This is a genomic window from Citrobacter sp. Cpo071 (assembly GCF_030332765.1).
GTDB classification, from domain to species: Bacteria; Pseudomonadota; Gammaproteobacteria; order Enterobacterales; family Enterobacteriaceae; genus Citrobacter; species Citrobacter portucalensis.
Genome location: NZ_JAOWHE010000085.1, coordinates 458,247 through 483,564, shown reverse-complemented (window position 1 = coordinate 483,564; position 25,318 = coordinate 458,247). Strand labels below are relative to the sequence as shown.

Sequence of the window (25,318 nt, the reverse complement as noted above, 5' to 3'; positions counted from 1 at the left end):
GCTAAAAAAGAGAAATGATGATGCAACCTGGGAAAGGGTTTTTAGTCTGGCTGGCAGGTCTTAGCGTGCTCGGTTTTCTGGCAACGGATATGTATCTACCCGCCTTTGCTGCTATTCAGTCCGATCTGCAAACACCTGCATCTGCCGTCAGCGCCAGCCTGAGCTTGTTCTTAGCGGGGTTTGCCGTCGCGCAACTGCTGTGGGGGCCGCTTTCTGACCACTATGGTCGCAAGCCTATTTTGCTGCTGGGTTTATCTATCTTCGCACTGGGCAGTCTGGGCATGCTATGGGTTGAAAACGCCACTGGTCTGCTGGTACTGCGATTTGTTCAGGCCGTTGGCGTCTGTGCGGCATCGGTTATCTGGCAAGCGCTGGTTACCGATTATTATCCTTCACAAAAAGTAAACCGCATCTTTGCCACTATTATGCCGCTGGTCGGGTTATCTCCTGCACTCGCCCCGCTTTTAGGCAGTTGGATCCTGGTACATTTTTCCTGGCAGGCCATTTTTGCCACTCTGTTTGCCATTACTCTGATTCTGATGCTTCCGGCTCTGCGTCTAAAGCCAACGGCTAAAGCGCGCGATGACAGCCAGGATAAACTGACTTTCGCCACCTTGCTGCGCTCGAAAACTTACCGTGGAAACGTGCTGATTTATGCCGCCTGTTCCGCGAGCTTTTTCGCATGGCTGACGGGTTCCCCGTTCATCCTCAGCGAAATGGGTTATAGCCCAGCGGTAATTGGTCTGAGCTATGTTCCGCAAACTATCGCCTTCTTAATTGGTGGTTACGGCTGTCGTGCAGCGCTGCAAAAATGGCAGGGTCGTCAGCTGCTACCCTGGTTACTCATTCTGTATGCCTTCAGCGTTGTAGGCACCTGGGCGACCGGCTTTATTCATCATGTTGCATTGGCTGAAATCCTGATCCCATTCTGCGTTATGGCGATTGCGAACGGCGCAATCTACCCTATCGTTGTCGCGCAGGCATTACGCCCTTTCCCACAGGCCACTGGACGCGCAGCCGCATTGCAGAATACGCTGCAACTGGGTTTATGCTTCCTGGCAAGCCTTGTCGTTTCCTGGTTGATTGCCACCCCACTGCTCACCACCACCAGCGTTATGCTGACAACAGTATTGCTGGCTGCTGTGGGTTACAAAATGCAGTCGCAGAAAACTGACGCCCCGCAAACAGATGATCGTGCGCAAGTTGCCCACGGAGAGTCGCACTAATAATGGTTGCGGGCATTTAGTTAGCCCGCTAACAATTATTGGTTGAATCGTCAAAAATTCAGGCATATACTGATTTTCAGTTGTTAAAAAAACGATAATTTTAATGCGTTAACGGGGACAAGAACGTTCCCGTTTTACCACGGATGGCCTTTTCGGCAAGGGTTTCTCCCTTCCTCTGTTCTACGTCGGATTATAGATTCGCGGATTAATTCCGTGAGATTTCTCACAAAGCCCAAAAAAGCGTCTACGCTGTTTTAAGGTTCTGATCACCGACCAGTGATGGAGAAGCTATGAGTTCATCATGTATAGAAGACGTCAACGTACCGGATGATGACTGGTACCGCATTACTAATGAATTATTGAGCCGTGCAGGCATTGCCATTAATGGCAATGCACCGGCTGATATTCGAGTAAAAAACCCCGATTTTTTCAAACGCGTATTGCAGGAAGGATCGTTAGGGTTGGGTGAAAGTTATATGGATGGCTGGTGGGAATGCGACCGGCTGGACATGTTTTTTAGTAAAGTCTTGCGCGCCGGTCTTGAAAACCAACTCCCCCGCCACTTTAAAGATACGCTACGTATCGCCACGGCTCGCCTGTTCAATTTACAGACCAAAAAACGTGCGTGGATGGTCGGCAAAGAACATTACGATTTGGGCAACGATCTCTTTACCCGCATGCTTGACCCCTATATGCAGTATTCCTGCGCCTACTGGAAAGATGCCAACACTCTGGAATCTGCCCAGCAGGCGAAGCTCAAAATGATTGCTGAAAAATTGCAACTGAAGCCAGGAATGCGGGTGCTTGATATTGGCTGTGGCTGGGGTGGTTTATCCCAGTTTATGGCATCGCAATATGGCGTGAGCGTGGTGGGTGTGACCATTTCGGCAGAACAGCAGAAAATGGCACAGGAACGTTGCGCTGGGCTGGATGTCACCATTTTGCTGCAGGATTATCGCGACCTGAACGACAAATTCGACCGCATTGTCTCCGTCGGCATGTTTGAACATGTTGGACCGAAGAACTACGCCACCTATTTTGAGGTGGTCGATCGTAATTTAAAACCGGATGGTCTCTTTTTACTGCATAGCATCGGCTCCAAAAAGACCGACAATAACGTTGATCCGTGGATCAATAAGTATATCTTCCCAAACGGGTGTTTGCCGTCAGTTCGCCAGATTGCCAACGCCAGCGAACCGCATTTTGTGATGGAGGACTGGCATAATTTTGGCGCGGATTACGACACGACGCTGATGGCATGGCACGAGCGTTTCATGAGCTCCTGGCCTGAAATCGCCGATAACTATACCGAACGTTTCAAGCGGATGTTCAGCTATTATCTGAACGCCTGCGCCGGGGCATTTCGTGCTCGAGATATTCAGCTATGGCAGGTGGTATTTTCCCGCGGTGTTGAACACGGTCTGCGCGTTCCCCGCTAATCGTTTTCGCCCCCGTAGCAACGGGGGCTTTACTCTCAGGCTTAGGCTCCCGCTTCGCCCGTTATGTTGCTGATGGCGCTTTCACGCGCCGCCAGGACACGCTCAACGGTATCAACCACCGCCTGCGTTTGGGGATCGATTTCGATATTAACCCGTGCGCCCAGCTTTTTCTTGCCAAGCGTCGTACGCTCCAGCGTTTCCGGAATCAAATGCACACAGAAACGCGTCGGCGTCACTTCACCGACCGTTAGACTGATACCGTCAATACCAATAAATCCTTTGTACAGGATATATTTCATCAGCGACGGATCCTGGACTTTAAACCACACCTGACGGTTATTCTCCGAGGTCAGAATTTTCGACACTTCGGCAGTGGTCATAATATGGCCCGACATTAAATGTCCGCCAATCTCATCACTGAATTTTGCCGCACGTTCAACGTTAACCAAATCTCCGACCTTCAGATCCCCCAGGTTGGTGATACGCAGCGTTTCTTTCATCAGGTCGAAGCTTATCTGGTTACCGTTAATTTCGGTGACCGTCAGGCAGCATCCATTGTGGGCAACCGATGCGCCGGTCTCCAGCGCATCCAGCATATATTCAGGCAACTCCACAACATGCGTACGAAAATTTGGTTTTTCATCAATGGACACCAATTTTGCGGTGCCCTGCACAATACCCGTAAACATACTTCCTACTCCTGAACTCAATTAAGACATCTCTGCACAGCACAATAGCAGGTGGAAATTCAGGTTGCCAGCAATGCGCCACCAGCGCCTGTTTTTTCACTGGAGAATTACGTATTCCTCGCTACAATAGACTGAAATTTCCCCTGCTTTTTCTCCTTGCTGCCATATAAGGCGGCTTTTTTAGTCTCTCAAATAACAACAATATAGTGGTGTACACGTGCAAAAGTATGTAAGTGAAGCGCGTCAGTTATTAGCTCTGGCAATTCCGGTGATTCTTGCGCAAATCGCTCAAACCGCAATGGGATTCGTTGATACCGTCATGGCGGGCGGATACAGCGCGACAGATATGGCGGCAGTCGCCATTGGTACGTCCATCTGGCTACCGGCCATTCTGTTTGGTCACGGACTACTGCTGGCGTTGACGCCGGTAATTGCGCAACTCAATGGTTCCGGACGCCGCGACCGTATCGCCCATCAAATACGTCAGGGATTCTGGCTGGCGGGCAGCGTCTCCGTGCTGATTATGGTTGTGCTATGGAATGCGGGGTACATTATTCGCTCCATGCATAACATCGACCCGGCGCTGGCGGATAAAGCCGTTGGTTACCTGCGTGCCCTGCTGTGGGGCGCACCGGGTTATCTGTTCTTCCAGGTAGCCCGTAACCAGTGCGAAGGATTAGCCAAGACTAAACCGGCGATGGTGATGGGTTTTCTCGGCCTGCTGGTGAACATTCCGGTTAACTATGTTTTCATCTATGGGCATTTAGGCATGCCGGAACTGGGCGGCGTGGGTTGTGGTGTGGCAACAGCAGCGGTTTACTGGGTGATGTTTATCGCCATGCTCTCATACATCAAACGTGCGCGTTCAATGCGCGATATCCGTAATGCGCGTGGTTTCCAGAAACCTGACACCGCAGTAATGAAGCGTCTGGTACAGCTGGGTTTACCTATCGCGCTGGCGTTATTTTTCGAAGTGACGTTGTTTGCGGTGGTCGCGCTGCTGGTTTCTCCACTGGGGATTGTCGACGTAGCCGGACACCAGATCGCACTGAACTTCAGCTCGTTAATGTTCGTCCTGCCGATGTCTCTGGCTGCCGCCGTCACCATTCGTGTCGGTTATCGTCTGGGCCAGGGTTCCACGCTGGATGCCCAAACCGCAGCCAGAACGGGTCTGGGTGTTGGTGTGTGCATGGCGGTCGTAACAGCGATTTTCACCGTGACATTCCGCGAGCATATTGCCCTGCTCTATAACAATAACCCGGAAGTTGTCGCCCTGGCGGCTCAGCTCATGTTACTGGCCGCGGTGTATCAAATTTCGGACTCTATCCAGGTTATTGGCAGCGGGATCCTGCGTGGTTATAAAGATACGCGTTCCATTTTCTTTATTACCTTTACGGCATACTGGGTGCTGGGCCTGCCGAGCGGTTATATTCTGGCGCTTACCGATCTGGTAGTTGACCGGATGGGACCGGCGGGATTCTGGATGGGCTTTATTATCGGCCTGACCTCTGCGGCGATACTGATGATGCTGCGGATGCGGTTTCTACAACGCCAGCCGTCAGCGGTTATTTTACAACGCGCTGCGCGATAACCTCATAAAAGCCGCCACCAGGCGGCTTTTTTTCGCCTCAAAACGGGCTGGCGTTTTTGGCGTTCATCCACGCTTCACTAATGGGATGCCTGAAATGCAGTTCACTGGCATGTAGCATCAGCCGTGACGTTTGTTCAGTACCCGGCAGCAGACGTCCACCGTACAGATCGCACCCCAAAATAGGATGTCCCAACTGCTGACAATGGATCCGTAGTTGATGGGTGCGCCCGGTTTCAGGCGTCAATTGCACCCGCGTCAAGGGGAGCAACGTCCCCTCTTCCTGACGATGATAAAAACGCTCGACAACCTGATAGCGCGAGCGCGCGGGTTTGCCGTTGAGAGCACAAATCGACATCAATGGAAACAGCGCCGGGTCTTTGGCAATTGCGGCGTCGATAACCCCTTCGTCGTTTTCCAGATGCCCGCATAACAGCGCACTGTACACCTTAGTGACCGTCCGCTGGCTGAACTGCTGGCAAAGCGCGGCGTTAATAGCCTTGTTACGAGCGACCACCATCAGCCCAGAAGTGCCGAAATCAAGCCGATGTACCAGCGTGCAGCCAGGGTAAATCTGTACCAGCCGGTGATGTACCGAATCGAGATTCTGCGGATTTTTGCCCGACAGGCTAAGCAACCCGCTGGGTTTATTGATGAGCACCAGATGCTCGTCCTGATAGAGGGTCTCTATCTCGTCATGGCAAGGCGGGGCAATAAAGGTATCGAGGATCGTAGACATCAGGCGGCCAGAATGAGGTGTGGGAACGGATGATAACGAATTTTCACCACACTGGCGAATCTGAGCATTGACCCAATGGCTGGCATGGTAGAGTGTGATTTATCCTGAGTGCGATGAGAGGGTTACTCTGTGCAACAAATCGATTTTTACATGGTGGATGCCTTTACCACCACGACATTTGGCGGTAATGCCGCAGCAGTCTGTCCGCTCACGGACTGGTTGCCCGATGAAACATTATTAAAGATGGCGCAGCAGCATAACCAGTCAGAAACCGCTTTTTTTGTCGCCAATGAGAATGGCTTTGAGCTGCGTTGGTTTACCACTCAGGGTGAAATTAATCTGTGTGGGCATGCCACGCTTGCCGCCGCGCATGTCATCTTTGAACATCTGGATTACCCGGATACCAAAATCCAATTTGCTACCCGCTTTGTGGGACCGCTGACGGTCACGCGCTGCGGTGAATGGCTGACGCTTGATTTTCCGGCCTGGCAAAGCGAATCTGCCGTGCCGCCCGCTTTACTGCTGGAAACATTAGGCATCACCGAATACAAAGAGGTGCGTGTGGCACGCGATTACATGGTGGTGCTGGAAAATCAACAGCAGGTTGAGGCTGTTCGCCCCAACATCCACGCCATGATTCCGCTGGGGAAAATGGTATGCATCACCGCGCCGGGTGACGGGGAATACGATTTTGTCAGCCGTTTCTTCTGCCCGGGTGAAGCCGTCGCGGAAGACCCGGTCACAGGCTCGGCACATAGCATGCTGATCCCTTACTGGGCTGGAAAACTGAATAAAACACAGATGCTGGCACGCCAGGTCTCTGAACGCGGCGGGGATTTACGCTGTCAGTTAGCAGGAACGCGTGTATATATCAGTGGGCAGGCGATAACTTATCTGACCGGTAAAGTGCTGTTGCGCTAGCAGCCTTACCCAAAATAACCAATCCATGGAGGATTTATGTCGAACAAACTCGTGCAGATACACTTTGATTTTCATGGTCCGTTTGGGGCTGAGATGTCGAATCAGCTCGTTGAACTGGCAGAATCAATCAACCAGGAGCCGGGGTTCATCTGGAAAATCTGGACCGAGAACGAAGCAAATCACGAAGCGGGAGGCATCTACCTGTTCCAGGACGAAGACACCGCTCAGACCTATATCAAAAAGCACACCGCCCGCCTGAAGCACCTGGGTGTGGAGGAAGTAACGTTCAAAATCTTCGATATCAATGAACCGCTAAGTAAAATTAACCACGGTCATATCAGCTAAACTTTTGCCTTAGACGCCCCCTCCCGGGGCGTTTCTTCATTTCCCCCTGCTTTCCCCTTTCAACAGCGATATCCCCGTCACCGCTCCAGGACAGTGATTTAGCCTGGGCCACGTTTGCAGTAGTTCACAAAATCAGCGTTAGCGAAAACTATCGCTGGCCGAACGAACTATGAAGGAGTATAAAATAATACAAACAGTATTATTTTATACAAAATGAATCACAAACTGCGACTGGAGATTCTCATATGACCGCGGACATTACACTGAACTCATCTGCTGGAAGCTTCCCGCCAGCAGGTCATTACTCGCACAGTACAACGGCTGGCGGATTCGTCTTCATTTCCGGGCAGTTGCCGGTCACTTTCGACGGCGAGAAAAAAGCGGATGCCTCTTTTGAAGATCAAACCCGGCTGGTACTCAAGAATATTGATGCTTGTCTGGCTGGTGCTGGGGCATCACGTCAGCGTCTGGTGTCTGTTCGCGTCTATGTGACGGATATGAACCAGTGGCCGACGTTTAACAAAATCTATGGAGAGTGGATCGGCGATTTCCGTCCATCCCGTGCAGTAGCAGGTGTTGCGGAACTTCATTATGGTTTTGCGCTGGAAGTTGAAGCTATTGCGTTGGCCCCGCAAGCGTGACGTTTAACAACATACAGGTGAACAACAATGACTGAAATGACACTGCCTGATTATAACGATGTTGCCGCTGCGGCAGAGCGCATCGCAGATTATGCCAACAAAACGCCGGTGATGACCTCCCGAACGGTAAATGAAGAATTTGGCGCGGAAGTCTTCTTTAAGTGCGAAAACTTCCAGAGAATGGGCGCCTTCAAATTTCGCGGCGCTATGAATGCGCTACGCCAGTTCACGCCACAACAACGCGCTGCGGGCGTCGTGACGTTTTCTTCTGGCAACCATGCACAAGCCATTGCCCTGTCGGCAAAGTTGTTGGGTATTCCAGCAACAATTATCATGCCGCATGATGCCCCAGCGGCCAAAGTGGCGGCGACGAAAGGCTATGGCGGAAAAGTGATAACTTACGATCGCTATACTGAAGATCGTGAAAAAATTGGTCGGGACCTGGCAGAGAAACAGGGGTTAACGCTAATCCCCCCTTACGACCATCCGCACGTGATAGCAGGCCAGGGCACCGCCACAAAAGAGCTAATTGAAGAAGTGGGTCAGTTAGACGCTCTTTTCGTGTGTCTGGGCGGTGGCGGCCTGCTCTCAGGATCCGCCCTGGCGGCCAGACATCTGTCTCCTGACTGCATCATCTATGGTGTCGAACCTGAGGCGGGTAACGATGGTCAACAGTCGTTCCGAAGTGGAAAAATAGTTCATATCAATACGCCCAAAACTATTGCTGACGGTGCTCAGACTCAACATCTCGGGAACTATACATTTCAGATTATCCAGCAAAACGTGAACGATATTCTGAATGTTTCAGACGCTGAGTTAGTTGCCTCAATGAAATTTATCGCTGAACGCATGAAAATCGTCGTAGAGCCGACCGGGTGTCTGGGTTTTGCTGCCGCCAGAGCGCGTAAAGCTGAGCTTCGCGGCAAGAAAATCGGCATTATCATCAGCGGCGGAAATGTGGATATCAGTCGCTACAGTGAATTTCTGGCCGGATGATAAACAGGGTATCTGCCATGCAGATACCCTACTTTTACTGTCTGTACACTCCCGTCTGGAAAAACGCTCCCAGGTCACTGTAAACTGCTCGCAATCATGGCAACAGACATCACCGCAGGAGACTGGCATGCCAAAAACCGACAATAACTCGCTTCTCAGCCAAATTGATACTATCGCCAGGGGATTGAGTGAGACCTTCTCTCCGTTTTGCGAAGTGGTGGTTCATGACCTCAAAAATCCAGAACATGCCATTTTGTCCATCCATAATAATCTTTCCGGACGTCAACCTGGCCAGCCAGCAACCGAGCTTGGCCTGGCGAGAATCACATCACCTGACTTTCCCAGCATCATTGCGAACTACAGTAATCAGTTTGCCGATGGCCGCCCGGTGAAAAGTACTTCCATTGGCATCAAGGACGAAGACGGCAAATACGTAGCAGCACTTTGCCTGAATGTCGATATGACGCTGTTCCGTGGTATGCAGAGTGCTCTTGCGCGTTTTACTGAAACTGAAAATTCCCCCATTAAGGAACATATCGATCCCGGCAGTAATGAAGTCATCCGCCAGCGTATTGATGACTTTGCCGCTAAACGCGCGACGACGGCCCGAGCCCTTAAACCTCAAGACCGTAAGCTGCTGATTCAACAATTACGCCAGGACGGTTTGCTGAACGTACGCAAATCTATGGATACGGTTGCACAGCATCTGGGCGTATCGAGGGCCACCGCCTATCTGTATGCCCGCAAGTCAGCTCAGGCGGGTGAATAAACGGGTTCAGATAGACCACACTTGCCACGTAGAGAATTTCTGTCCTTGATTACCGACACGAAGCGCTCCCGCTCCACTAAAGGCGGCTTCGTGCCCGATATAGTTACCCACCAGTAAACAACCAAATCCAGCTGCAGTGAAAAAAATTAACCTTTATTTTCGTGCGCATTTATTGGCACTGAGTAAATAGATGATTTATTTTTGTACATACATAGTGAAATTTAGCTTTACTCAAATAACACACTAGCATTTTAATGCACCACAGCAGAACAGGTAACAGCTAACTCACTGATTTAAAAGAGTTAAAAAACTATTGAAGTTATTACACCAATAATACCCATGCAATATATATAAATAGCGTGATATCTAAATTATAATTCTTTAACATCCGGCTGATTGGTGAGGTAATAATGCGATTAATGGTCATGTTGGTAAGCTTTGTACTCTCCACCCAGCTATGGGCAGGTGAACTTTCCAGGCCCACCGGTAAAGTGCTTTTAACGCTGTCGGGTAATATTGAAAATACAAATGCAGACGGGAAAGCCATTTTTGATACCGCCAGCCTTGAGAAGCTGGGCATGGTCAGTTTCCAGACCACTTCCCCCTGGTATAATGGACGCACTACCTTTACGGGTATTCCGCTACAAAAGCTCATGGATTATGTCGGGGCGAACGGCTCTGTTGTTAAGGTCACTGCGCTCAATGACTACACCACCGTTATCCCTCTTAGTGATTTCAAAAAATACAATGCTATCCTTGCGTTAAAAATCAACGGAAAATATATGCGCATCCGTGACAAAGGCCCGTTATTCATTGTGTACCCCTATGACAGCATGCCAGAACTGAATAATCAGATATATTATTCAAGGTCTGCATGGCAGGTCAGTAGTATGGATATTGAGTAAGCGTTCAGAGGAACATCATGAACAGAATACTGGCTGGCATCATCTTTTTTCTTTTTATATCTACCGGGTATATCTCTTTCCTCGTGCATGAACGGCAACAAGAGTTACAGAAACTGACTCACTACACCGATTCCTGGTCTGCTGCTCAGCTGGTATCACAATATTACCGATTTGAATCGTTGCTTGGTCTTTACACTATCGATGATACGATGAATCTCGATGATGTACGCATGCGCCTCGACATTATGCTTAGCCAGAGTGATTTGATAAAAGAAGGTGACCTGGGGCGCTACATCGAAAGCAATATAGCCCACCGCGAGCTGGCGGTAAAACTTGAAAATACCCTTAGTTTTCTGGATGTTAATCTAGAAAAAATGAACCGTTCAGCACTCCAGGCTTATCTGAAAAAAATGCATACTCTGGATGCGCCACTGGGTCGTCTTTCATCTGGTGCGTTAAACAAAGATGTTAACTCGATCAATAACGCCAACCAAAAAATTCAGACGCTGTACTATATTTATTCTGCAACCTCTGTGCTGCTGATAATACTGAGTGCGATTCTGGGCGTGCTCATTTTCTATCAAAACAGAAATATTCTGCGGGCGCACCTGCAGGTCAAGAGTCTTGCCGAAGAACTGCAGAAATCTAAAGAAAAACTGCAAATGCAGAATGCTAAACTAGAATATGACGTCTACCATGACTCTCTTACCGAGATGAATAACCGTCAGCTATTCTGGAGCGATTTAAATAAAACAATTGAGAGAGCAGAAAAAAATCACGATTCTGTGACTGTGATGTTGTTTGATTTAGATCGATTCAAAGAGGTAAATGATACGTATGGTCATGATGCCGGTGATATGTTGCTACGCCAGATATCAGACCGACTGGTTTCGATGAGCCTTACCTCGGATACGCTGTATCGCCTGGGTGGAGATGAATTTGCGTTTCTCTCAAGCGGCCTGACAGAAAGCCACGCCGTTTCGCGCGCCCAGAAAATATGTGAATTTATCAGCCAGCCCTACACTATTTATAACACGATTATCAACATAACCACCTGTGTTGGCATTGTTATCTCAGACACTGAACGTCGTTCCGACTATCTTTATAAATTTGCCGATCTGGCCCTTTATGAAGCCAAAGGTGAAGGCTCTGGTAAGATAAAAGTCTTCCGACAACGAATGTTAGAAAAGCTACAAGAAAGCAGAACGCTTGAGCATGATATGGCATTGGCAATAGTGAACAAAGAATTCGTGGTTTATTATCAGCCCATTGTTGACTCCTTCAGCCAGGAAATTTATAGCTATGAAGCCCTAATTCGTTGGCTCCATCCTCTAAAGGGCCTCCTGTCGCCGGATAACTTTATTCCTGTTGCTGAAAAAACCGGAATGATTAATGAGGTGGGGAAAGCTGTGCTTGAAATTGCCTGCCGGGAAGCGGCTTGTTGGGCGGTTCCGGCTAAAATTTCAGTGAATGTCTCTCCTGTCCAGCTAAGCAGCAAAGCCTTTGTCGGTATCGTACTGTCTATTCTGAAAGAAACTGGACTCCCAGCCGATCGTCTTGAACTGGAAGTAACAGAATCCTCTCTCTTCACTGAGAGTACGACGCCGATGAATACACTTAATAAACTCAGAGCCATGGGTGTAAAAATCTCCATCGATGATTTTGGTACCGGATATTCTTCCCTTTCGCGCCTGAGCAGGCTTGCCTTCGATAAAATTAAAATAGACAAGTCGTTTGTCCATTCAATATCCACACAGGAAGATGCGCTTAATATCATCAAACTGATCACCGGCATGGCGAAATCCCTCAATATGAAGGCTGTTGCTGAAGGTGTTGAAACGCAGGAACAACTAAAAAGCCTTCAGGCGCTGGGCTGCGATTTCGCCCAAGGATATCTGTTTGGTAAACCTCAGCCTTGTATCGATGAGAAAATCAGAAACGGTTGAATCGCTCTCAGACTATTTGATCATCAACCGTAGCGCTAAATCATTCGGATAAGGATCAAAATAGTTCTGGGTAAGCAGATAGCTGTCTGGGTATTCAGCCAGATAGTGCTTGAGTAGCGTCAGAGGCGCCAATATTGGCAGCAGCCCACCGCTATAGTTGAGGATAACGTCACGTAACTCTCCGCGCTGGCGGGTGTTCAACTGTTCGCGGAAGTAGCCCTGGATATGCATCAGTACGTTGGTGTGATTTTTCCGTGAGGCGGGCTTTTTTAGGATCGTCATGAGCTTTTCACGATAGACAACAAAAAAAGCGTCCAAATCATCCCACTGGTGAAGCGAGGCAACGAATGGGCCGATTTCCCGGTAACCGGCCTGGTGATGAGCCAGAAGCTGTAGCTTATAGCGACTGTGAAAGTTGAGTAAGCCATGGCGAGTAAGACCATTGGCCCGCAGCCTGTTAAGCTCATGCAATGCGAACACGCGTTCGACAAAGTTCTCCCTCAGCACTGGATCGTGCAAGCGGCCATCTTCTTCGACTGGCAACCACGGGTAGGTTTCCATTAACGCGCCAGTAAACAGACCAGTCCCTTCTTTTCGCCCACGATTTCCCTTCTCGTCATACAATCTCACTCTTTCCATACCGCAACTCGGTGATTTAGCACAGACGATAAAACCCGAGAGGCCACCAAGTCCCTGAAGATATGAGTTGGTGAAATCGGACATTTTATCGGTTACATCTTCACCAGGCGCATGGCTAAAACAGATGCGGACATTCCCTTGGGCGGTTTGAACCAGACGCAACGCGGGACGTGGTACAGGCAAACCGATGGACATCTCTGGGCAGACAGGTTTGAAAGTCACCCACTGAGCCAGTTCGTCCATCACAAACCCCATCCGTTTATGCCCACCGTCGAATCGCACGGCTGAACCAGTTAAACATCCACTAATCCCGATGACAGGCTGAGTGTTCATAGCGACCCCCTCGTTAATTGACGACCCTTTTCGGGAAAAAATGACGGTTTCACTATTAAATCATAGCGTAAGTTATCTGCTGTGAGTTGAACTGATAGATGCAAGTGTAAGTATCCCCCATAATCGTGCCATTCCTAATGAATATTTAGGCGGGATACAAACCAGGCAATCAAAGAATCCAATTAAAACAGCAAAGGCAGGTACTGTAGATATATAGATCTCTAAATTGATGTTCATCACATTGACAGGTTCTTACGTGAATGCGACTTCAATCTCTTTATATACTCTTTATTTGTTCATATCTTCATGAGGAATAAAGAATGTTCGATCATGTGAAAATCGGTGTAAGTGATTACGAAAAAAGTAAAATTTTCTTTCTCAACGCGCTTCAGCCGCTTGGCGTAGAACTCATCAATGAAGGCACACCAAGCTACGGTGTTGAAATGGGTTCCGATAATGTTTCACTTTGTCTGTTCCACACGAATGACAAACCGGCTCCTCTCCATCTGGCGTTTGTCGCAAAAACCCGGCAGCAAGTTGATGAATTTTACAATGCTGCTTTGCGCACAGGAGCCCAGGATAACGGAGAACCTGGCTTACGTTCCTATAGCGAAAACTACTATGCCGCATTTGTCATTGCACCTGATGGCCATAATATTGAGGCTGTCTGCCATGCGCCGGACTGATTAAGGTGCAGTTTGGATATCGAAAAATTATTCGATGTTGATTTTGAATCTGCCTGAAGAGCTGTAATAACGCTGCTTATTTGAACTCATAGCATAAGAGTATCGTTGAAAAGAAGGAATTCGTATATGTCTAAGATTAAGTTTGAACTGAGGCGAGGATAGCTCTCCCGCCAGTGAAGCAAGGACAATAAGAATGTAGCCTTAGTGCAACATCTTTATTCTAAATATCTGCAGCTAAAGTTGGTAAATCCCCTGAACGGTTCTATAGTCGGGACTGCTTCTCATTACAGGGTTCACTAATGCGATTTAACGGACTGACTAAAGGTTTCTTCATTTTCATACTTGCCCTCGTGACCTGGGCGTTCTTCGATGTATTGTCCCCCTACTTTTCCGCCATTTTGTGGGCCGCGATATTAACGACTATCTTTAACCCGGTAAAAAACAGACTTCGTAGCGCGCTTGGCGAACGCAACGGGCTGGCATCGTTAATTACCATCGTCATTATCTGTCTGATTGTCTTTATCCCGCTGATGGTAATCCTGTCATCGCTGGCCATTGAACTGAACGTGGTGTACACCAAACTGCAACAGAATGACACGCAGTTCCCGGAAGTCGTCACTTCTATTCTTTCGTACCTTCCTGATTGGGCCAGAGGATTTCTGGCAGAACACAATCTGGATGATGTCGCGCAGATCCAGAAAAAACTGTCCGATGTCGTGCTGCAAGGCGGGCAGTACCTTGCTGGCAGTGCATTTCTGATTGGGAAAGGGACATTCGGCTTTGCTATCAGTTTTGGCATCATGCTGTATCTGCTGTTCTTCTTACTGAAGGATGGACCGTATCTGGTGCGCCAGATTCTGGACTCATTACCCCTTTCTGATTTTGCCAAACAGCACCTGTTTGCCAAATTCGTCGGCGTGACGCGGGCAACCGTCAAGGGCACGGCGGTCGTCGCTTTGGTTCAGGGTATTCTTGGCGGCATCGCGTTTGCAATTGTGGATATCGACGGCAGCGTTCTGTGGGGGGCGTTGATGGCGTTTCTCTCGCTCGTGCCTGCCGTGGGCTCAGCGATCGTCTGGGTACCTGCAGCAATATTCCTGTTCGCCACCCACCAGCTATGGCAAGGGCTGTTTATCGTTGGCTTCTTCGTGATTATCGTTGGGCTGGTGGACAATATCCTACGCCCGCTGCTGGTAGGTAAAGACACCAAAATGCCGGACTATCTGATTTTGATTACCACTCTCGGCGGCATGGAGATCTACGGCATTAACGGCTTTGTGATTGGCCCCCTGATTGCTGCACTATTCATAACCTGCTGGAACCTGTTTTCCGGGCGTGACCATGAAGGTAACGTGGAAGGAATCGACGAAGCCTTTATGGAAGAAGGAAAAAATCCTCCAGATTTATGATTGCAGGACGATAACAGAAGGCGGTTTCGGGACCGCCTTTTTTATTTTCACGCAAAATCATGCGTTTCCTATAATTGCAATCATGCGTATTCATTAATCGTCGCAGAAGGAACTAATCAGTGCGAATTGCCACAATCACCAACTGGGCCTATAGCGCGACGGTATGCCTGACCATCGCTTCAGGCGTTGTCATGCTGATGGCATCCAGCGCCGATAACACAGAACGCCAGGTGGTAGAACAGCGTTATCAGTTCGATCAACTTACCGAAGAAGTCGAACTCGATGCCTGGTCGCTGTCCGACCTGGCGCGCGACTATGTTATTGCAAAAGATCCTCAGGTGCTTGACGCCTACCGTCAGAAAGAAGCATCGCTAAAAGCGGTGGAACAGCGGTTGTCGAAGCTAAAAGACATCGGGGCAACGGATGAAGAGCTGGCGCTATTGCACGAAGGGCTACAGATTGTTGATGCCCTGCAGGACGAGCAAGCTGCGGCGCTTGCCAGCGTCGCGCGCGCAGAAGAGTCGCAGGCTATTGCCCTGCTCTATGGGAAAAGCTATGAACAGGAACTGGAACGCGCCCAGGACCGGATAGATCATTTCCGCCAACTGCTCGATAACCGCGTACGCAATACAATTGAATATGCAACCCAGTCATCCCGCATGCTGCGGACAGCCTCTGAAGTGATGGTCGGTCTGACAGCGCTGCTGTTTTTATTCGTTCTCGGTTTCATTTTAAAGCGTCGCGTCCTGCGCCCCGTTGTACGGCTGAGCGATGTGGTTAACCGTCTGGCGTCGCAGGATTACGCCGTGGAAACGCCCAGCTTTAACCAGATAGATGAAATAGGTGATATGGCGCAGGCGATCCGGATATTTCGCGAGAACGGTCTGGCGCGTCAGAGACTGGAGAAAGAGCGAGATGCCGACTGGGCAATCCGCGATCTGCTGGCGCGTATGACGCAGCGCCTGCAAGGCTGCGAGAGTTTTGCCGATGTCATCAATGTGGCAGAGCTGTTTGCACCGAATATTGCTCCAGGTATTGCCGGGCGGCTTTACATACTGGACCAGGAACCCTGGCAAATGCGCTGCGTTGCACAATGGCTTTCTCCGCAGGGTAAAGCGGATGCGTTCCACCCGGACGAATGCTGGGCTGTGCGCCGCGGCCAGAGCCATCCTCCGGTACAAGGTGAACCCGATATCGCCTGCTACCATCTGCCAGAGTCATGCCAGCACCACACTCTGTGCGTTCCGCTGATTGCCCAGGGCGAAGCCATCGGTCTGCTCTCATTCCAGAACCTTAGCGATGATTCCGCCCCCTCCCGTGCATATCTGGAGCTGATGGCAGAAGCACTCGGCCTCGCATTAGCCAACCAGCGTCTGCGTGACGCCCTACTGGAGAAAGCGCTCTATGACCCGCTAACCGGACTGCGCAACCGTCATCATCTTGAAGATACACTGCGTACCCAGATGAGCCAGGCAGTGCGTAACAAAGAACCAATCAGTTGCCTGATGATCGATATCGATCATTTTAAAAGTATTAATGACCGCTTTGGCCATGAGGCTGGCGATAGCGTGATTAAAAGTATCGCTGCGACTATTCAGCGCGTTGTCCACAACAGCGGCATGGCCTTCCGCTACGGCGGTGAAGAGTTTCTGGTACTGCTGGCCAATACGGATGAACAGGCCGCTAACCGCTTTGCTACGGAAATCTACAACGGCGTACGCGAACTGTCGCTGCGCTTTGGCGTTTCCGATATTGGACACGTGGATGTCTCTATAGGCGTCGCCAGTTACCCGCAGCACGCCCAGAGCGACAACCTGTTACGCGCCGCAGATGTTGCACTGTACCGTGCGAAAGAGTTAGGTCGTTCGCGCATTGTGAGCTTTGGCATGCTGGAAGCGAGCTGATATGCGCCAGCACTTCGGGCATTGCTTTACCTCTACGCCAGGTGGTATGTTAATTGGATGAACACAAAACACGATATCAACGGTTTTAATCTCAACCTGTGGTGGCTGCCTTCTTAAAGGCGGTCAGAATGTGTTTTCCTCATTTTAAATAACCGCCGAAAGGCGGTTATTTGCATTTAGAGACCCCTTTCGGTTTTATGACTAAGGAGTCTGACATGAACAATAAAACTATCATCCTCACAGGCGATCGTCCCACCGGCCCGCTGCATCTTGGCCATTATGTGGGGTCATTGCGCCAGCGCGCCACGCTGCAACACGATTATCAGCAGTTTATATTGGTGGCTGACCTACAAGGGTTAACTGATAACGGCAGCACACCGCAAAAGATCCGCAACAATATTCCCGAAGTACTTGCCGACTATCTTGCCGCAGGAATAGACCCGTCACTTACTACCATCTGTCTGCAATCTGCACTGCCTGCTCTCGCAGAGTTAACCGCGCTTTATATGAACATCGTCACCGTGGCTCGCGTGGAGCGTAATCCTACGGTCAAAAACGAAATTGCGCAGAAAGGGTTCGCCCGCTCGTTACCGGTTGGTTTTCTGGTTTATCCCATCAGTCAGGCGGCAGATATTACGGCCTTCAAAGCCGAAGTCGTTCCCGTCGGCGACGATCAGTTGCCAATGATTGAACAGACTAATGAGATAGTGCATAAGATGAATAGCCTGTTACCGGCCCCCGTCCTATCGCACTGCAAAGCGCTGCTGAGTGAAACCAGCCGCCTTCCAGGGATCGACGGAAATGCCAAAATGTCAAAATCGCTTGGTAACACATTGCTCCTGTCAGCCAGCGAAGAAACCATTCACCGCGCGGTCAGCGCAATGTACACCGACCCTAATCATCTGAAAGTGTCCGACCCAGGGCAAATAGACGGCAATATGGTATTCACTTACCTCGATGCTTTTCATCCGGATAAAGCAAAAGTGGCGGAAATGAAAGCGCATTACCAACGGGGTGGACTGGGTGACCGGACATGCAAAAACGAGCTGGAAGTGTGCTTGCAAGAACTCATCGCGCCAATGCGCGAGCGGCGTGCAACCTACATTCAGGATAAAGGCATGCTGATGGCGATGCTCAAAAAAGGAAGCGAGCAGGCGCACGAGATTACGCAGCAGACATTAAGAGAAGTGAAGCAAGGACTGGGTTTGCCGGTGTTCTGATATCGAGTTGCAACAGGAGCGATAAGTAACGATGACTCCCGTCTGAATGCCACCGCCGGGAGTTATCAGAAGCTGGCTCGCGTTATATCGACAAAATGTAGGGTAAAAATCAATCTCCCTTAACCCGCTGAAAAATCTTGTCCCGATACGCATCAAGATGATGTTTTTGCAGATAACGTTCCACCTCCGTAGCCCATTGGGTTCCCTCACCGAGAGTAGCGCGGCTATGCGTTGACGCGTAAAGATATCGTCTGTCATAGAGACTAATCAGCGTCTGATTTACCGCATTGACACTGTAATTGGAGTTGTTAGCCAGCTGCTTTTCCAGCGACTGAACGATACGCGCCTGGTGGGCAGCATCGGCAGGATATTCCCTTTCATTAAGCTCGCTCAGCACCAGAAATAAAGGGGGGATCTGCTCTTCGATCGCCGCCTGTAATCGATAATGCCCATCAAGGATCACATAAGATCCTAATCCGGCGATATACCAGACCAGTATCGGCGGCAACGCCCCCTCTCGGCATTTTTTACGCCACCATTTTACTCTCCCCGTATTGGGTTGAATGGCATAACGCCCCCGCAGCAAATAACCGCCCCACCACCAGTCAATCAATCTGACGTTTTCCGGCTGCGTCAGATCAGGGAAATCTTCACCGTACAGCGTCCACTGGCAGTTAATATTTTCAGTGCTTTCTGGCGCTGAGAAACGCCAGTTTTCTAACGCAACGGGTTGGGGACTGGAATAGCGCGATGAACATTGAATCGGTAACATCGGTCTTATCAACCAACGCTGCGGTGAGAGTAATGGTGTTGGCGCATTCATTAACTGACGAACAAAATACCGGCACCATTCGCCGATCCGCACCTGCTCGCCTTTGGCTTTTATCCGTCCAATATCTTCAGAAGTTACCGCAGGTAATATCTCCTGGCTCAGTGGATGATCTGCATTAAAAACCAACCAAACGCCGGAATGATCTTCAAGCATTGAAGCCCAGAATAACGGCTCTCCGGCGAGCTGCAATGCCATACGCCCAAAATGGCCACTGAGCATTTCCATCGCTGGCTCAGTTCTTTGATTTTCTTTGACGGTCAGTTCCAACCCTTGCCACTGGTTATTACGATCAACCAGGTCTTTCCACCAATAATCTGTCATTGCCGCCTTCCCTGAGTTACGGGTTAATATCCCATGACCTTCGCCATCGGTCAGCAAGGGTGTCTTGCGTTGAGAATAAGATGCATTGTGCCAAAATCCAACCTCCCTATCGATGAGTGGCGTCAATCCCCCTCCAGAGAGGGGGTTGATTAGCGTCAGTATGAGGTCCGTCTGTATTGACGATACTGCGGATGCCAAAAAATCTCGTCAATTTTGCCGAGTAATGATTCCTCCGGTATACGAATGGCTACGCCATCGCGTTGCGCTGCAATACCAACACTAAAGGCAATAGCTTTTGTTACTTCCTGAATATTATTTATATCCGGTAATAATGGAGAATCTTTATTGCTTTTCATTGGCGAAAAAGAGGCTAACGTTCGGCTTGCCGTTATTAACATATTTTCTGTAATTCGTGTGGCGCGGCTTGCCAGACACCCTAGACCAATACCAGGGAAGATGTAAACATTATTACATTGTGCAACGGGATACTCCTTTCCTTTGTATATTACGGGATTAAATGGACTTCCCGTTGCAACAATGGCGTTTCCCTCTGTCCATTCAATAATATCTTCCGGCCTCGCCTCGACCCGTGAAGTTGGGTTGGATAACGGCATGATTATTGGGAGCTTACAGTACTTGTACATTCCCCTAATAATAGCTTCGCTAAACAAGCCTGGTTGGCCGGTAACACCTATCAACACCGTAGGATGCGCGTGACAAACAACATCCATCAGCGTCATTTTTTCGCTTTCCACACCCCAGCTTTCGACGATCGTTCGAGGCTGTGACAGTTGTCGCTGAAAAGGTGGAAGGTTTGCCTGGTCATCAGTCAACAATCCGAACCGATCCACCATAAAAATTCTGGCGCGAGCTTCCACTTCAGACAAGCCTTCAGCGACCATCTGTTGAACAATATGCTCAGCAATACCGCAACCAGCCGATCCGGCCCCCAGAAAAACGACTGTTTGCTCGCATAATGAACGACCAGAGACTGAGCTTGCCGCCATTAAACATCCTAGCGCGACGGCAGCAGTTCCCTGGATGTCGTCATTAAAACAGCACATCTCATCTCTGTATCGCTCCAGAAGAGGAAGTGCCGTTTGCTGAGCAAAATCCTCGAATTGCAGTAGGACCTCAGGCCATCGACGTTTAACCGCGTTTATGAACATATCCACAAACTCAAAATATTCCTCCCCGGTAATTCTTGGGTGACGCCATCCCATATAAAGAGGATCATTTAGCAGTTGAGAATTATTGGTTCCAACATCCAGCAGAATGGGTAATGTATTTGCCGGATTTATACCACCGCAGACGGTATACAAAGACAGTTTGCCGATTGGAATCCCCATGCCGCCAATACCTTGATCCCCAAGTCCCAAGATCCGTTCACCATCGGTGACGACGATGACACGAATATGCTGTTTCGTGGCATTGTGCAATATATCATCGATTTTATGGCGATCCGGCCATGCGATAAATAACCCTCTGGCCCTACGGTAAATATCAGAAAAATGTTCGCATGCATGGCCAACAACAGGTGTATAAATAATAGGTAACATTTCTGCTAAATGTTTATTCACCAGATAATAGAATAGTGTTTCGTTAGTGTCCTGAATGTTCCTAAGGTAGATATGCTGTGCAATAGCAGACTTAAAATCGCTAAACTGGCGATATGCTCGATGGGATTGCTCCTCAATTGTTTCAACTGCATTGGGTAGTAATCCTTCCAGATTGAATATCACTCGTTCCTCTTCGCTAAAAGCACTTCCTTTATTAAGAAGAGGAGATTCGAGTAGAACAGAACCTGAGTAAGGAATATAGAGTAAATTATCTACATTTTCATTTAACATAGTGTTCATCCAGATAAAAACCTTCCGTATTCAGTTACTATTACATACTGGAAATTAGCGTATTAGCGATTAGCATAGTTATGATTCCACCAAGTGCCGGAATGACCGTTCTGCGCACGATCATAAATGGGGAACACTCACCCGATTTACTGACGGCAATAATAATACCGGCTACGGGCGACATTGCGCGCCCCATCCCAGCCATCAGTTGCATCGGCAGAAGCATATGTACGGCGTTCATACCAAACTTTGTTGCAATAGACTGCGCCATACCGGCAAATGAAAAGAAGGCTGCAACCCCCGATCCTGTCAGTACAGCCGTTACCCCGACCAAACATGCCATTACAATCGTCATGCTGGTGAAACCAAAGCCAGCGTTATGTGTCGCATCGAGTAAATAATCCACTGCACCAATTTTTTGTAATCCCTGTGCGAAAATTTCGGCGCATACCAGTAATGAAACGATACTGGTAAACATACTCCCCATACCTTTAAAGAAGACTTGTACTCCCTTGCAGCACTCTTTAAAGTTTCGTTTTACACATAGCTCAAAAATAAAGGCGACAATAGTTCCGATAACCATTGCAGTCACGACATCGACTTTAATGGTATCAACAACCAACGGACTGAACACCAATACCAGAACGACAGGAAAAATGGGCAATAACCCGTAAAACTTAGGTGCTGACGCGTCATCTTTTTCAGCAATCTCGGGAGGCACAGCACGTTGTGACGCAACAACATGTCCATCTTTTTTGTCAAAATATTTCGCCGTAAAATAGATTAATATAGAAACGACAACCATCACCGCCGCAGCTACCGGCATCTGATAATGAGCAAAATACAGTGCTGTTTCCATGCCAGCATATTCAGCAGCTAAGTTCGCGGTGCCAACGGCCGGCCCAAGATCCATAAAGGCACACATGCCAATCATAGCCGCGGCAGCAGCCTTACTTACCCCAAGTCGAACCAAGACCGGGAAAAATGTCACCAGTAATAACATTGCAAGGCCCGCAGCACTGGAGATGGCAACATGGAGCAATTGCGCAAAAATGTAGCCGATGGCAAGGATCAGGTAAGGTGCTTTTAAAGCCTCCAGCGGCCGAATGCAGACATCAACCATGGCCTTTGAAGCTTTAATATGATCCATATAGCTGGCGAAACCACCGGCCGCCATAATAATCAAACCGATCCCTGCTACCTGCGTTGATAATGAACCTTTTACAAAAGCAAATATATCAATCCAGACAGACCCTGTGGATTTTGCATTTCCATATAAGATACTTTTTTCAGGGTAGAAAATGGCTGTAATTGTTAACAAGGAAAGCCCCGCTAACAGCAAAATAGTTTGCGGCTGGTAATTCTTGATAATTAACCAAGCCGCAACGACAGTAATAACTATCGCAATAATAAAAGCACTCATGGATATGTCCTGTTATTTATTCGTCAAGATATTAATAATCCATATAGCCACAGTGGTTACATGAGGATAACAAACAATAATGTCGTTGAGTGTGCATGATGTAATTAGCTAAAATTTTGCCCCATCATCAGAATTAATATCGTTAAGCATCATTCCAGCAACCAGTGCGGTTCTGGTAACGATATTTTCGGGTAATATATGCTCATGGAGCGCATGGATACCGGCTCCTGTCGCACCAAGTCCATCTAATGTAGGAATACCTAACGCCGCGGTGAAGTTTCCATCACTACCACCTCCAGCCGATTTCGCGGTAATCGTAATGCCCAGTTTTTCCGCAATCTTTTGCGCTTTTTCAAATAGCTGTTCGGAAGCTGAAGAACGTTCCATCGGTGGGCGAGTTTGCCCTCCTTCAATCCTGAGTTGGCTACCTTGCAAATGAGGTGTCAAACGGGTGATAGCATCATGGATCCGTGCAGCTTCTGACTGATTTTCCACTCTGGTATCAATTTCTAATTCGGCATAATCCGCGACGACATTAACCCTACTGCCACCCCGTACAATACCAACGTTAACGGTGGTACCGCGCTCAGGATCATTCAACTCTCGCAATTTGAGGATCTGAAAAGCCATTTCCTCAATAGCACTAACCCCCTCACCAGGATTATTGCCTGCATGCGCAGCAAGACCTGTGATAGCAATGCGGTAGCGGCCAGTGCCTTTACGGGCAATTTTTAAATCACCATGAGTTGTCGCCGGTTCAACAACCAATACTTGCTCAGATCCTGTAGCATTACGGATAATCCATTCCTTCGAACTTGGACTTCCGAGTTCTTCATCACTATTGCACAGGAAAACAATGCGCTTACCGCCTAGTTGCCCGCTCTCTTTTAACGCACGAACCGCCCAGATAGACTGAATCATCCCGGCTTTCATATCGAGGATCCCCGGGCCATACCATTTCCCCTCTTCTTCGCGAAGTGAGAGTACCCCTTTATCCCAGACCGTATCAAAATGCCCCAAAATTGTAGTTTGCGGGCCCTCTTTTCCCAGAACAAATTTTAACTGGTTACCGTAATGTGTCTGTTTTTCAGTTTCAGCCTGTATACCCAGACGCTTTTCGAAAATAGCTTTTAAAACGTCACCACAGTGGTCAACAGCAGCTTTATCCGTTGAAGGAGACTCAGCCAGTACCAAATCGCTGATATCTTCCATGATAAGGTCAGTATGTTTCTGTAAGTAATTAACAACGCTCTTCATTGCCACACTCTCCGTATAGGTATTTAGCATTAGTATGTAATGAATCCCGGTTGAAAAAGAATCAGGCTCCTATGCTATTATTGTTGCCTTCAGGTCAACAATAATGGCAAAAACATGACATTGAGCACCTATCCAGAAAAAGCGATCCGTTATTTATATATGGTCGGATTGTACGGTGGGATCCGCAGAGCCGCCGACATCCTTGGCTTTAACCCTTCGGTTGTCAGTCGCCAAATCTCTCTTCTGGAAAGAACAATACAGCTGCCATTGTTGGAGAAAAGAGGACGTAACGTTGTCCTCACCGAGGCGGGAAGATTACTGGCTGATGACTACGCCATTACTCAACAAAAACGCAATGAACTTGAGCGGCAACTCAGCGATATGCGCCATATGCGTGGAGGGACAGTTACGCTGCGCGTTGGACAAGGGATGGTCCAGGAAATCATTACCCACGTCGTGAGCGATTTTGCCCAAATCTACCCGAATGTGTTTGTCGATATCACCTCTGGCAACATGGAAACATCGATGGAACTCATTGCAAGAGGTGAAGTGGATATGGCCGTAGGATTTGGTCCCGTTGGGCAACCGGCACTTAAACGATATAGCTATAACCGGGGAGCCATTTGTGCCATTGTCAGGAAGGATCATGTTATTTCTGGTTTAAAGAAAGTAACGCTTCAGGAACTTTCCCGGCATCGCCTGATTGCTATGCATGACAATTTTGGGCTTCAGCGATATCTCACTGCGATGTTTCGCGATGAAGCGATTATGTTCAGGCCATCCTACTGCTGTAATTTGTTTACCAGCGCAATAGCCCTGTGCCGTGCGGGACTGGGGATTGCTTTTATGACAGAACAAACCGCTAATGCAAATTCTTATCCTGGGGAATTGACGGCAATACCGATTGATCATCATATTGCCAGAGAGTGTCAGTGGCATGTATTGCGTAGCTCCGATCATCGTTTTACACCGGCTGCTCATTACTTATGGAAGTTGCTGTGTAATTATTTAAGTGACTCCAGCACGTAGAAATGTAAAAACATCACGCAGTTTAACAATCAGGTGTGACTCGCCCGACGCACAGCCTGAGTAAATAGCATTCTGCAAAATTAACAAAATACAATCATTTCAAAACTCAAAAAAAAAACATATAAATCATTACGATAAACAATTACTGGGACAGTTAATAGCGGGTTATAGCAGCTATTAATGTGTCCCTTTTTATGTCCCTGCTCCAAAA

The 25,318-nt window shown here is 48.6% G+C and carries 22 protein-coding genes; 15 read left to right on the top strand and 7 right to left on the bottom strand.

What is annotated here, in order from left to right; translation table 11 throughout:
* Nucleotides 1–20: 20 nt before the first annotated feature.
* Complete coding sequence (gene punC / locus OGY09_RS19480; RefSeq protein WP_032943314.1) at nucleotides 21–1,226, top strand: purine nucleoside transporter PunC; 1,206 nt, start codon at nucleotides 21–23, stop codon at nucleotides 1,224–1,226.
* 290 nt (nucleotides 1,227–1,516) lie between these two features.
* Nucleotides 1,517–2,665, top strand: a complete 1,149-nt coding sequence (gene cfa, locus OGY09_RS19475; RefSeq protein ID WP_032943312.1) for a cyclopropane fatty acyl phospholipid synthase — start codon at nucleotides 1,517–1,519, stop codon at nucleotides 2,663–2,665.
* A 41-nt stretch (nucleotides 2,666–2,706) separates the two neighbouring features.
* On the opposite strand, the gene OGY09_RS19470 is transcribed toward cfa, so the two are convergent.
* Nucleotides 2,707–3,354, bottom strand: coding sequence for a riboflavin synthase (locus OGY09_RS19470; protein ID WP_003832752.1), 648 nt, complete (start codon nucleotides 3,352–3,354; stop codon nucleotides 2,707–2,709).
* Between the two features lie 217 nt (nucleotides 3,355–3,571).
* On the opposite strand from OGY09_RS19470, the gene mdtK reads away from it, so the two are divergent.
* Nucleotides 3,572–4,945 (top strand): multidrug efflux MATE transporter MdtK, encoded by a 1,374-nt coding sequence (gene mdtK / locus OGY09_RS19465; protein ID WP_032943310.1) that lies wholly within the window; start codon nucleotides 3,572–3,574, stop codon nucleotides 4,943–4,945.
* A gap of 37 nt (nucleotides 4,946–4,982) precedes the next feature.
* On the opposite strand, the gene OGY09_RS19460 is transcribed toward mdtK, so the two are convergent.
* Nucleotides 4,983–5,681, bottom strand: coding sequence for an RluA family pseudouridine synthase (locus OGY09_RS19460; RefSeq protein WP_032943309.1), 699 nt, complete (start codon nucleotides 5,679–5,681; stop codon nucleotides 4,983–4,985).
* A gap of 129 nt (nucleotides 5,682–5,810) precedes the next feature.
* On the opposite strand from OGY09_RS19460, the gene OGY09_RS19455 reads away from it, so the two are divergent.
* The 7 genes from OGY09_RS19455 to OGY09_RS19425 all read left to right on the top strand — a co-directional run bounded on the left by OGY09_RS19455 (nucleotide 5,811) and on the right by OGY09_RS19425 (nucleotide 12,204).
* Complete coding sequence (locus tag OGY09_RS19455; protein ID WP_048235441.1) at nucleotides 5,811–6,602, top strand: PhzF family phenazine biosynthesis protein; 792 nt, start codon at nucleotides 5,811–5,813, stop codon at nucleotides 6,600–6,602.
* A gap of 36 nt (nucleotides 6,603–6,638) precedes the next feature.
* Nucleotides 6,639–6,947 carry a monooxygenase gene (locus OGY09_RS19450; protein ID WP_008784658.1) on the top strand — a complete coding sequence of 103 codons (309 nt, stop codon included), beginning with the start codon at nucleotides 6,639–6,641 and terminating at the stop codon, nucleotides 6,945–6,947.
* Between the two features lie 245 nt (nucleotides 6,948–7,192).
* Nucleotides 7,193–7,588, top strand: coding sequence for a RidA family protein (locus OGY09_RS19445; RefSeq protein ID WP_032943308.1), 396 nt, complete (start codon nucleotides 7,193–7,195; stop codon nucleotides 7,586–7,588).
* A 27-nt stretch (nucleotides 7,589–7,615) separates the two neighbouring features.
* Nucleotides 7,616–8,584, top strand: coding sequence for a threo-3-hydroxy-L-aspartate ammonia-lyase (locus OGY09_RS19440; protein WP_032943307.1), 969 nt, complete (start codon nucleotides 7,616–7,618; stop codon nucleotides 8,582–8,584).
* Nucleotides 8,585–8,711: 127 nt separating this feature from the next.
* Nucleotides 8,712–9,353, top strand: coding sequence for a helix-turn-helix transcriptional regulator (locus OGY09_RS19435; protein ID WP_286590842.1), 642 nt, complete (start codon nucleotides 8,712–8,714; stop codon nucleotides 9,351–9,353).
* 410 nt (nucleotides 9,354–9,763) lie between these two features.
* Nucleotides 9,764–10,258, top strand: a complete 495-nt coding sequence (locus OGY09_RS19430) for a putative pterin-binding protein (protein WP_032943305.1) — start codon at nucleotides 9,764–9,766, stop codon at nucleotides 10,256–10,258.
* Between the two features lie 17 nt (nucleotides 10,259–10,275).
* On the top strand, nucleotides 10,276–12,204 hold the full coding sequence (locus OGY09_RS19425; protein ID WP_275399012.1) for a putative bifunctional diguanylate cyclase/phosphodiesterase: 1,929 nt from the start codon (nucleotides 10,276–10,278) through the stop codon (nucleotides 12,202–12,204).
* A gap of 12 nt (nucleotides 12,205–12,216) precedes the next feature.
* Here the strand turns inward: OGY09_RS19425 and OGY09_RS19420 are convergent, their stop codons facing one another.
* The gene (locus OGY09_RS19420; RefSeq protein WP_048226636.1) at nucleotides 12,217–13,176 is read right to left on the bottom strand and encodes a YbgA family protein; all 960 of its coding nucleotides are present in this window, start codon (nucleotides 13,174–13,176) and stop codon (nucleotides 12,217–12,219) included.
* Nucleotides 13,177–13,496: 320 nt separating this feature from the next.
* On the opposite strand from OGY09_RS19420, the gene OGY09_RS19415 reads away from it, so the two are divergent.
* The 4 genes from OGY09_RS19415 (at nucleotide 13,497) to trpS (ending at nucleotide 18,395) form a co-directional block, all read left to right on the top strand.
* Nucleotides 13,497–13,862 (top strand): VOC family protein, encoded by a 366-nt coding sequence (locus tag OGY09_RS19415; RefSeq protein WP_032943289.1) that lies wholly within the window; start codon nucleotides 13,497–13,499, stop codon nucleotides 13,860–13,862.
* Nucleotides 13,863–14,161: 299 nt separating this feature from the next.
* Nucleotides 14,162–15,271 (top strand): AI-2E family transporter, encoded by a 1,110-nt coding sequence (locus OGY09_RS19410; protein WP_003832733.1) that lies wholly within the window; start codon nucleotides 14,162–14,164, stop codon nucleotides 15,269–15,271.
* Between the two features lie 119 nt (nucleotides 15,272–15,390).
* Complete coding sequence (locus OGY09_RS19405) at nucleotides 15,391–17,175, top strand: diguanylate cyclase (RefSeq protein ID WP_032943287.1); 1,785 nt, start codon at nucleotides 15,391–15,393, stop codon at nucleotides 17,173–17,175.
* Nucleotides 17,176–17,390: 215 nt separating this feature from the next.
* Nucleotides 17,391–18,395, top strand: a complete 1,005-nt coding sequence (gene trpS / locus OGY09_RS19400; protein WP_032943285.1) for a tryptophan--tRNA ligase — start codon at nucleotides 17,391–17,393, stop codon at nucleotides 18,393–18,395.
* Between the two features lie 109 nt (nucleotides 18,396–18,504).
* On the opposite strand, the gene OGY09_RS19395 is transcribed toward trpS, so the two are convergent.
* From OGY09_RS19395 to OGY09_RS19380, 4 genes are all read right to left on the bottom strand, one after another.
* Nucleotides 18,505–19,548 (bottom strand): ParB/Srx family N-terminal domain-containing protein, encoded by a 1,044-nt coding sequence (locus tag OGY09_RS19395; protein ID WP_032943284.1) that lies wholly within the window; start codon nucleotides 19,546–19,548, stop codon nucleotides 18,505–18,507.
* A gap of 155 nt (nucleotides 19,549–19,703) precedes the next feature.
* Nucleotides 19,704–21,398, bottom strand: coding sequence for an NAD-dependent malic enzyme (locus OGY09_RS19390; protein WP_032943283.1), 1,695 nt, complete (start codon nucleotides 21,396–21,398; stop codon nucleotides 19,704–19,706).
* Nucleotides 21,399–21,438: 40 nt separating this feature from the next.
* Entirely contained in the window at nucleotides 21,439–22,821 is a 1,383-nt protein-coding gene (dcuC, locus tag OGY09_RS19385) for a C4-dicarboxylate transporter DcuC (RefSeq protein WP_032943282.1), read from the bottom strand.
* A gap of 108 nt (nucleotides 22,822–22,929) precedes the next feature.
* Nucleotides 22,930–24,078 (bottom strand): M20 family metallopeptidase, encoded by a 1,149-nt coding sequence (locus tag OGY09_RS19380; protein ID WP_032943281.1) that lies wholly within the window; start codon nucleotides 24,076–24,078, stop codon nucleotides 22,930–22,932.
* A gap of 114 nt (nucleotides 24,079–24,192) precedes the next feature.
* Here OGY09_RS19380 and OGY09_RS19375 point away from each other — a divergent pair, with 114 nt between their 5' ends.
* Nucleotides 24,193–25,107: a LysR family transcriptional regulator gene (locus OGY09_RS19375; protein ID WP_032943279.1), complete on the top strand. Its 915-nt coding sequence runs from the start codon at nucleotides 24,193–24,195 to the stop codon at nucleotides 25,105–25,107.
* The last annotated feature ends 211 nt before the right edge of the window (nucleotides 25,108–25,318 follow it).

What these genes read in the sequence shown, in the direction of transcription:
- trpS (WP_032943285.1), top strand. Translation starts at nt 17,391, where the DNA reads ATGAACAATAAAACTATCATCCTCACAGGCGATCGTCCCACCGGCCCG.
- cfa (WP_032943312.1), top strand. Translation starts at nt 1,517, where the DNA reads ATGAGTTCATCATGTATAGAAGACGTCAACGTACCGGATGATGACTGG.
- OGY09_RS19425 (WP_275399012.1), top strand. Translation starts at nt 10,276, where the DNA reads ATGAACAGAATACTGGCTGGCATCATCTTTTTTCTTTTTATATCTACC.
- OGY09_RS19460 (WP_032943309.1), bottom strand. Translation starts at nt 5,681, where the DNA reads ATGTCTACGATCCTCGATACCTTTATTGCCCCGCCTTGCCATGACGAG.
- OGY09_RS19375 (WP_032943279.1), top strand. Translation starts at nt 24,193, where the DNA reads ATGACATTGAGCACCTATCCAGAAAAAGCGATCCGTTATTTATATATG.
- OGY09_RS19415 (WP_032943289.1), top strand. Translation starts at nt 13,497, where the DNA reads ATGTTCGATCATGTGAAAATCGGTGTAAGTGATTACGAAAAAAGTAAA.
- OGY09_RS19410 (WP_003832733.1), top strand. Translation starts at nt 14,162, where the DNA reads ATGCGATTTAACGGACTGACTAAAGGTTTCTTCATTTTCATACTTGCC.
- OGY09_RS19445 (WP_032943308.1), top strand. Translation starts at nt 7,193, where the DNA reads ATGACCGCGGACATTACACTGAACTCATCTGCTGGAAGCTTCCCGCCA.
- OGY09_RS19440 (WP_032943307.1), top strand. Translation starts at nt 7,616, where the DNA reads ATGACTGAAATGACACTGCCTGATTATAACGATGTTGCCGCTGCGGCA.
- punC (WP_032943314.1), top strand. Translation starts at nt 21, where the DNA reads ATGCAACCTGGGAAAGGGTTTTTAGTCTGGCTGGCAGGTCTTAGCGTG.
- OGY09_RS19430 (WP_032943305.1), top strand. Translation starts at nt 9,764, where the DNA reads ATGCGATTAATGGTCATGTTGGTAAGCTTTGTACTCTCCACCCAGCTA.
- OGY09_RS19450 (WP_008784658.1), top strand. Translation starts at nt 6,639, where the DNA reads ATGTCGAACAAACTCGTGCAGATACACTTTGATTTTCATGGTCCGTTT.
- OGY09_RS19420 (WP_048226636.1), bottom strand. Translation starts at nt 13,176, where the DNA reads ATGAACACTCAGCCTGTCATCGGGATTAGTGGATGTTTAACTGGTTCA.
- dcuC (WP_032943282.1), bottom strand. Translation starts at nt 22,821, where the DNA reads ATGAGTGCTTTTATTATTGCGATAGTTATTACTGTCGTTGCGGCTTGG.
- OGY09_RS19435 (WP_286590842.1), top strand. Translation starts at nt 8,712, where the DNA reads ATGCCAAAAACCGACAATAACTCGCTTCTCAGCCAAATTGATACTATC.
- OGY09_RS19395 (WP_032943284.1), bottom strand. Translation starts at nt 19,548, where the DNA reads ATGACAGATTATTGGTGGAAAGACCTGGTTGATCGTAATAACCAGTGG.
- OGY09_RS19380 (WP_032943281.1), bottom strand. Translation starts at nt 24,078, where the DNA reads ATGAAGAGCGTTGTTAATTACTTACAGAAACATACTGACCTTATCATG.
- OGY09_RS19470 (WP_003832752.1), bottom strand. Translation starts at nt 3,354, where the DNA reads ATGTTTACGGGTATTGTGCAGGGCACCGCAAAATTGGTGTCCATTGAT.
- OGY09_RS19390 (WP_032943283.1), bottom strand. Translation starts at nt 21,398, where the DNA reads ATGTTAAATGAAAATGTAGATAATTTACTCTATATTCCTTACTCAGGT.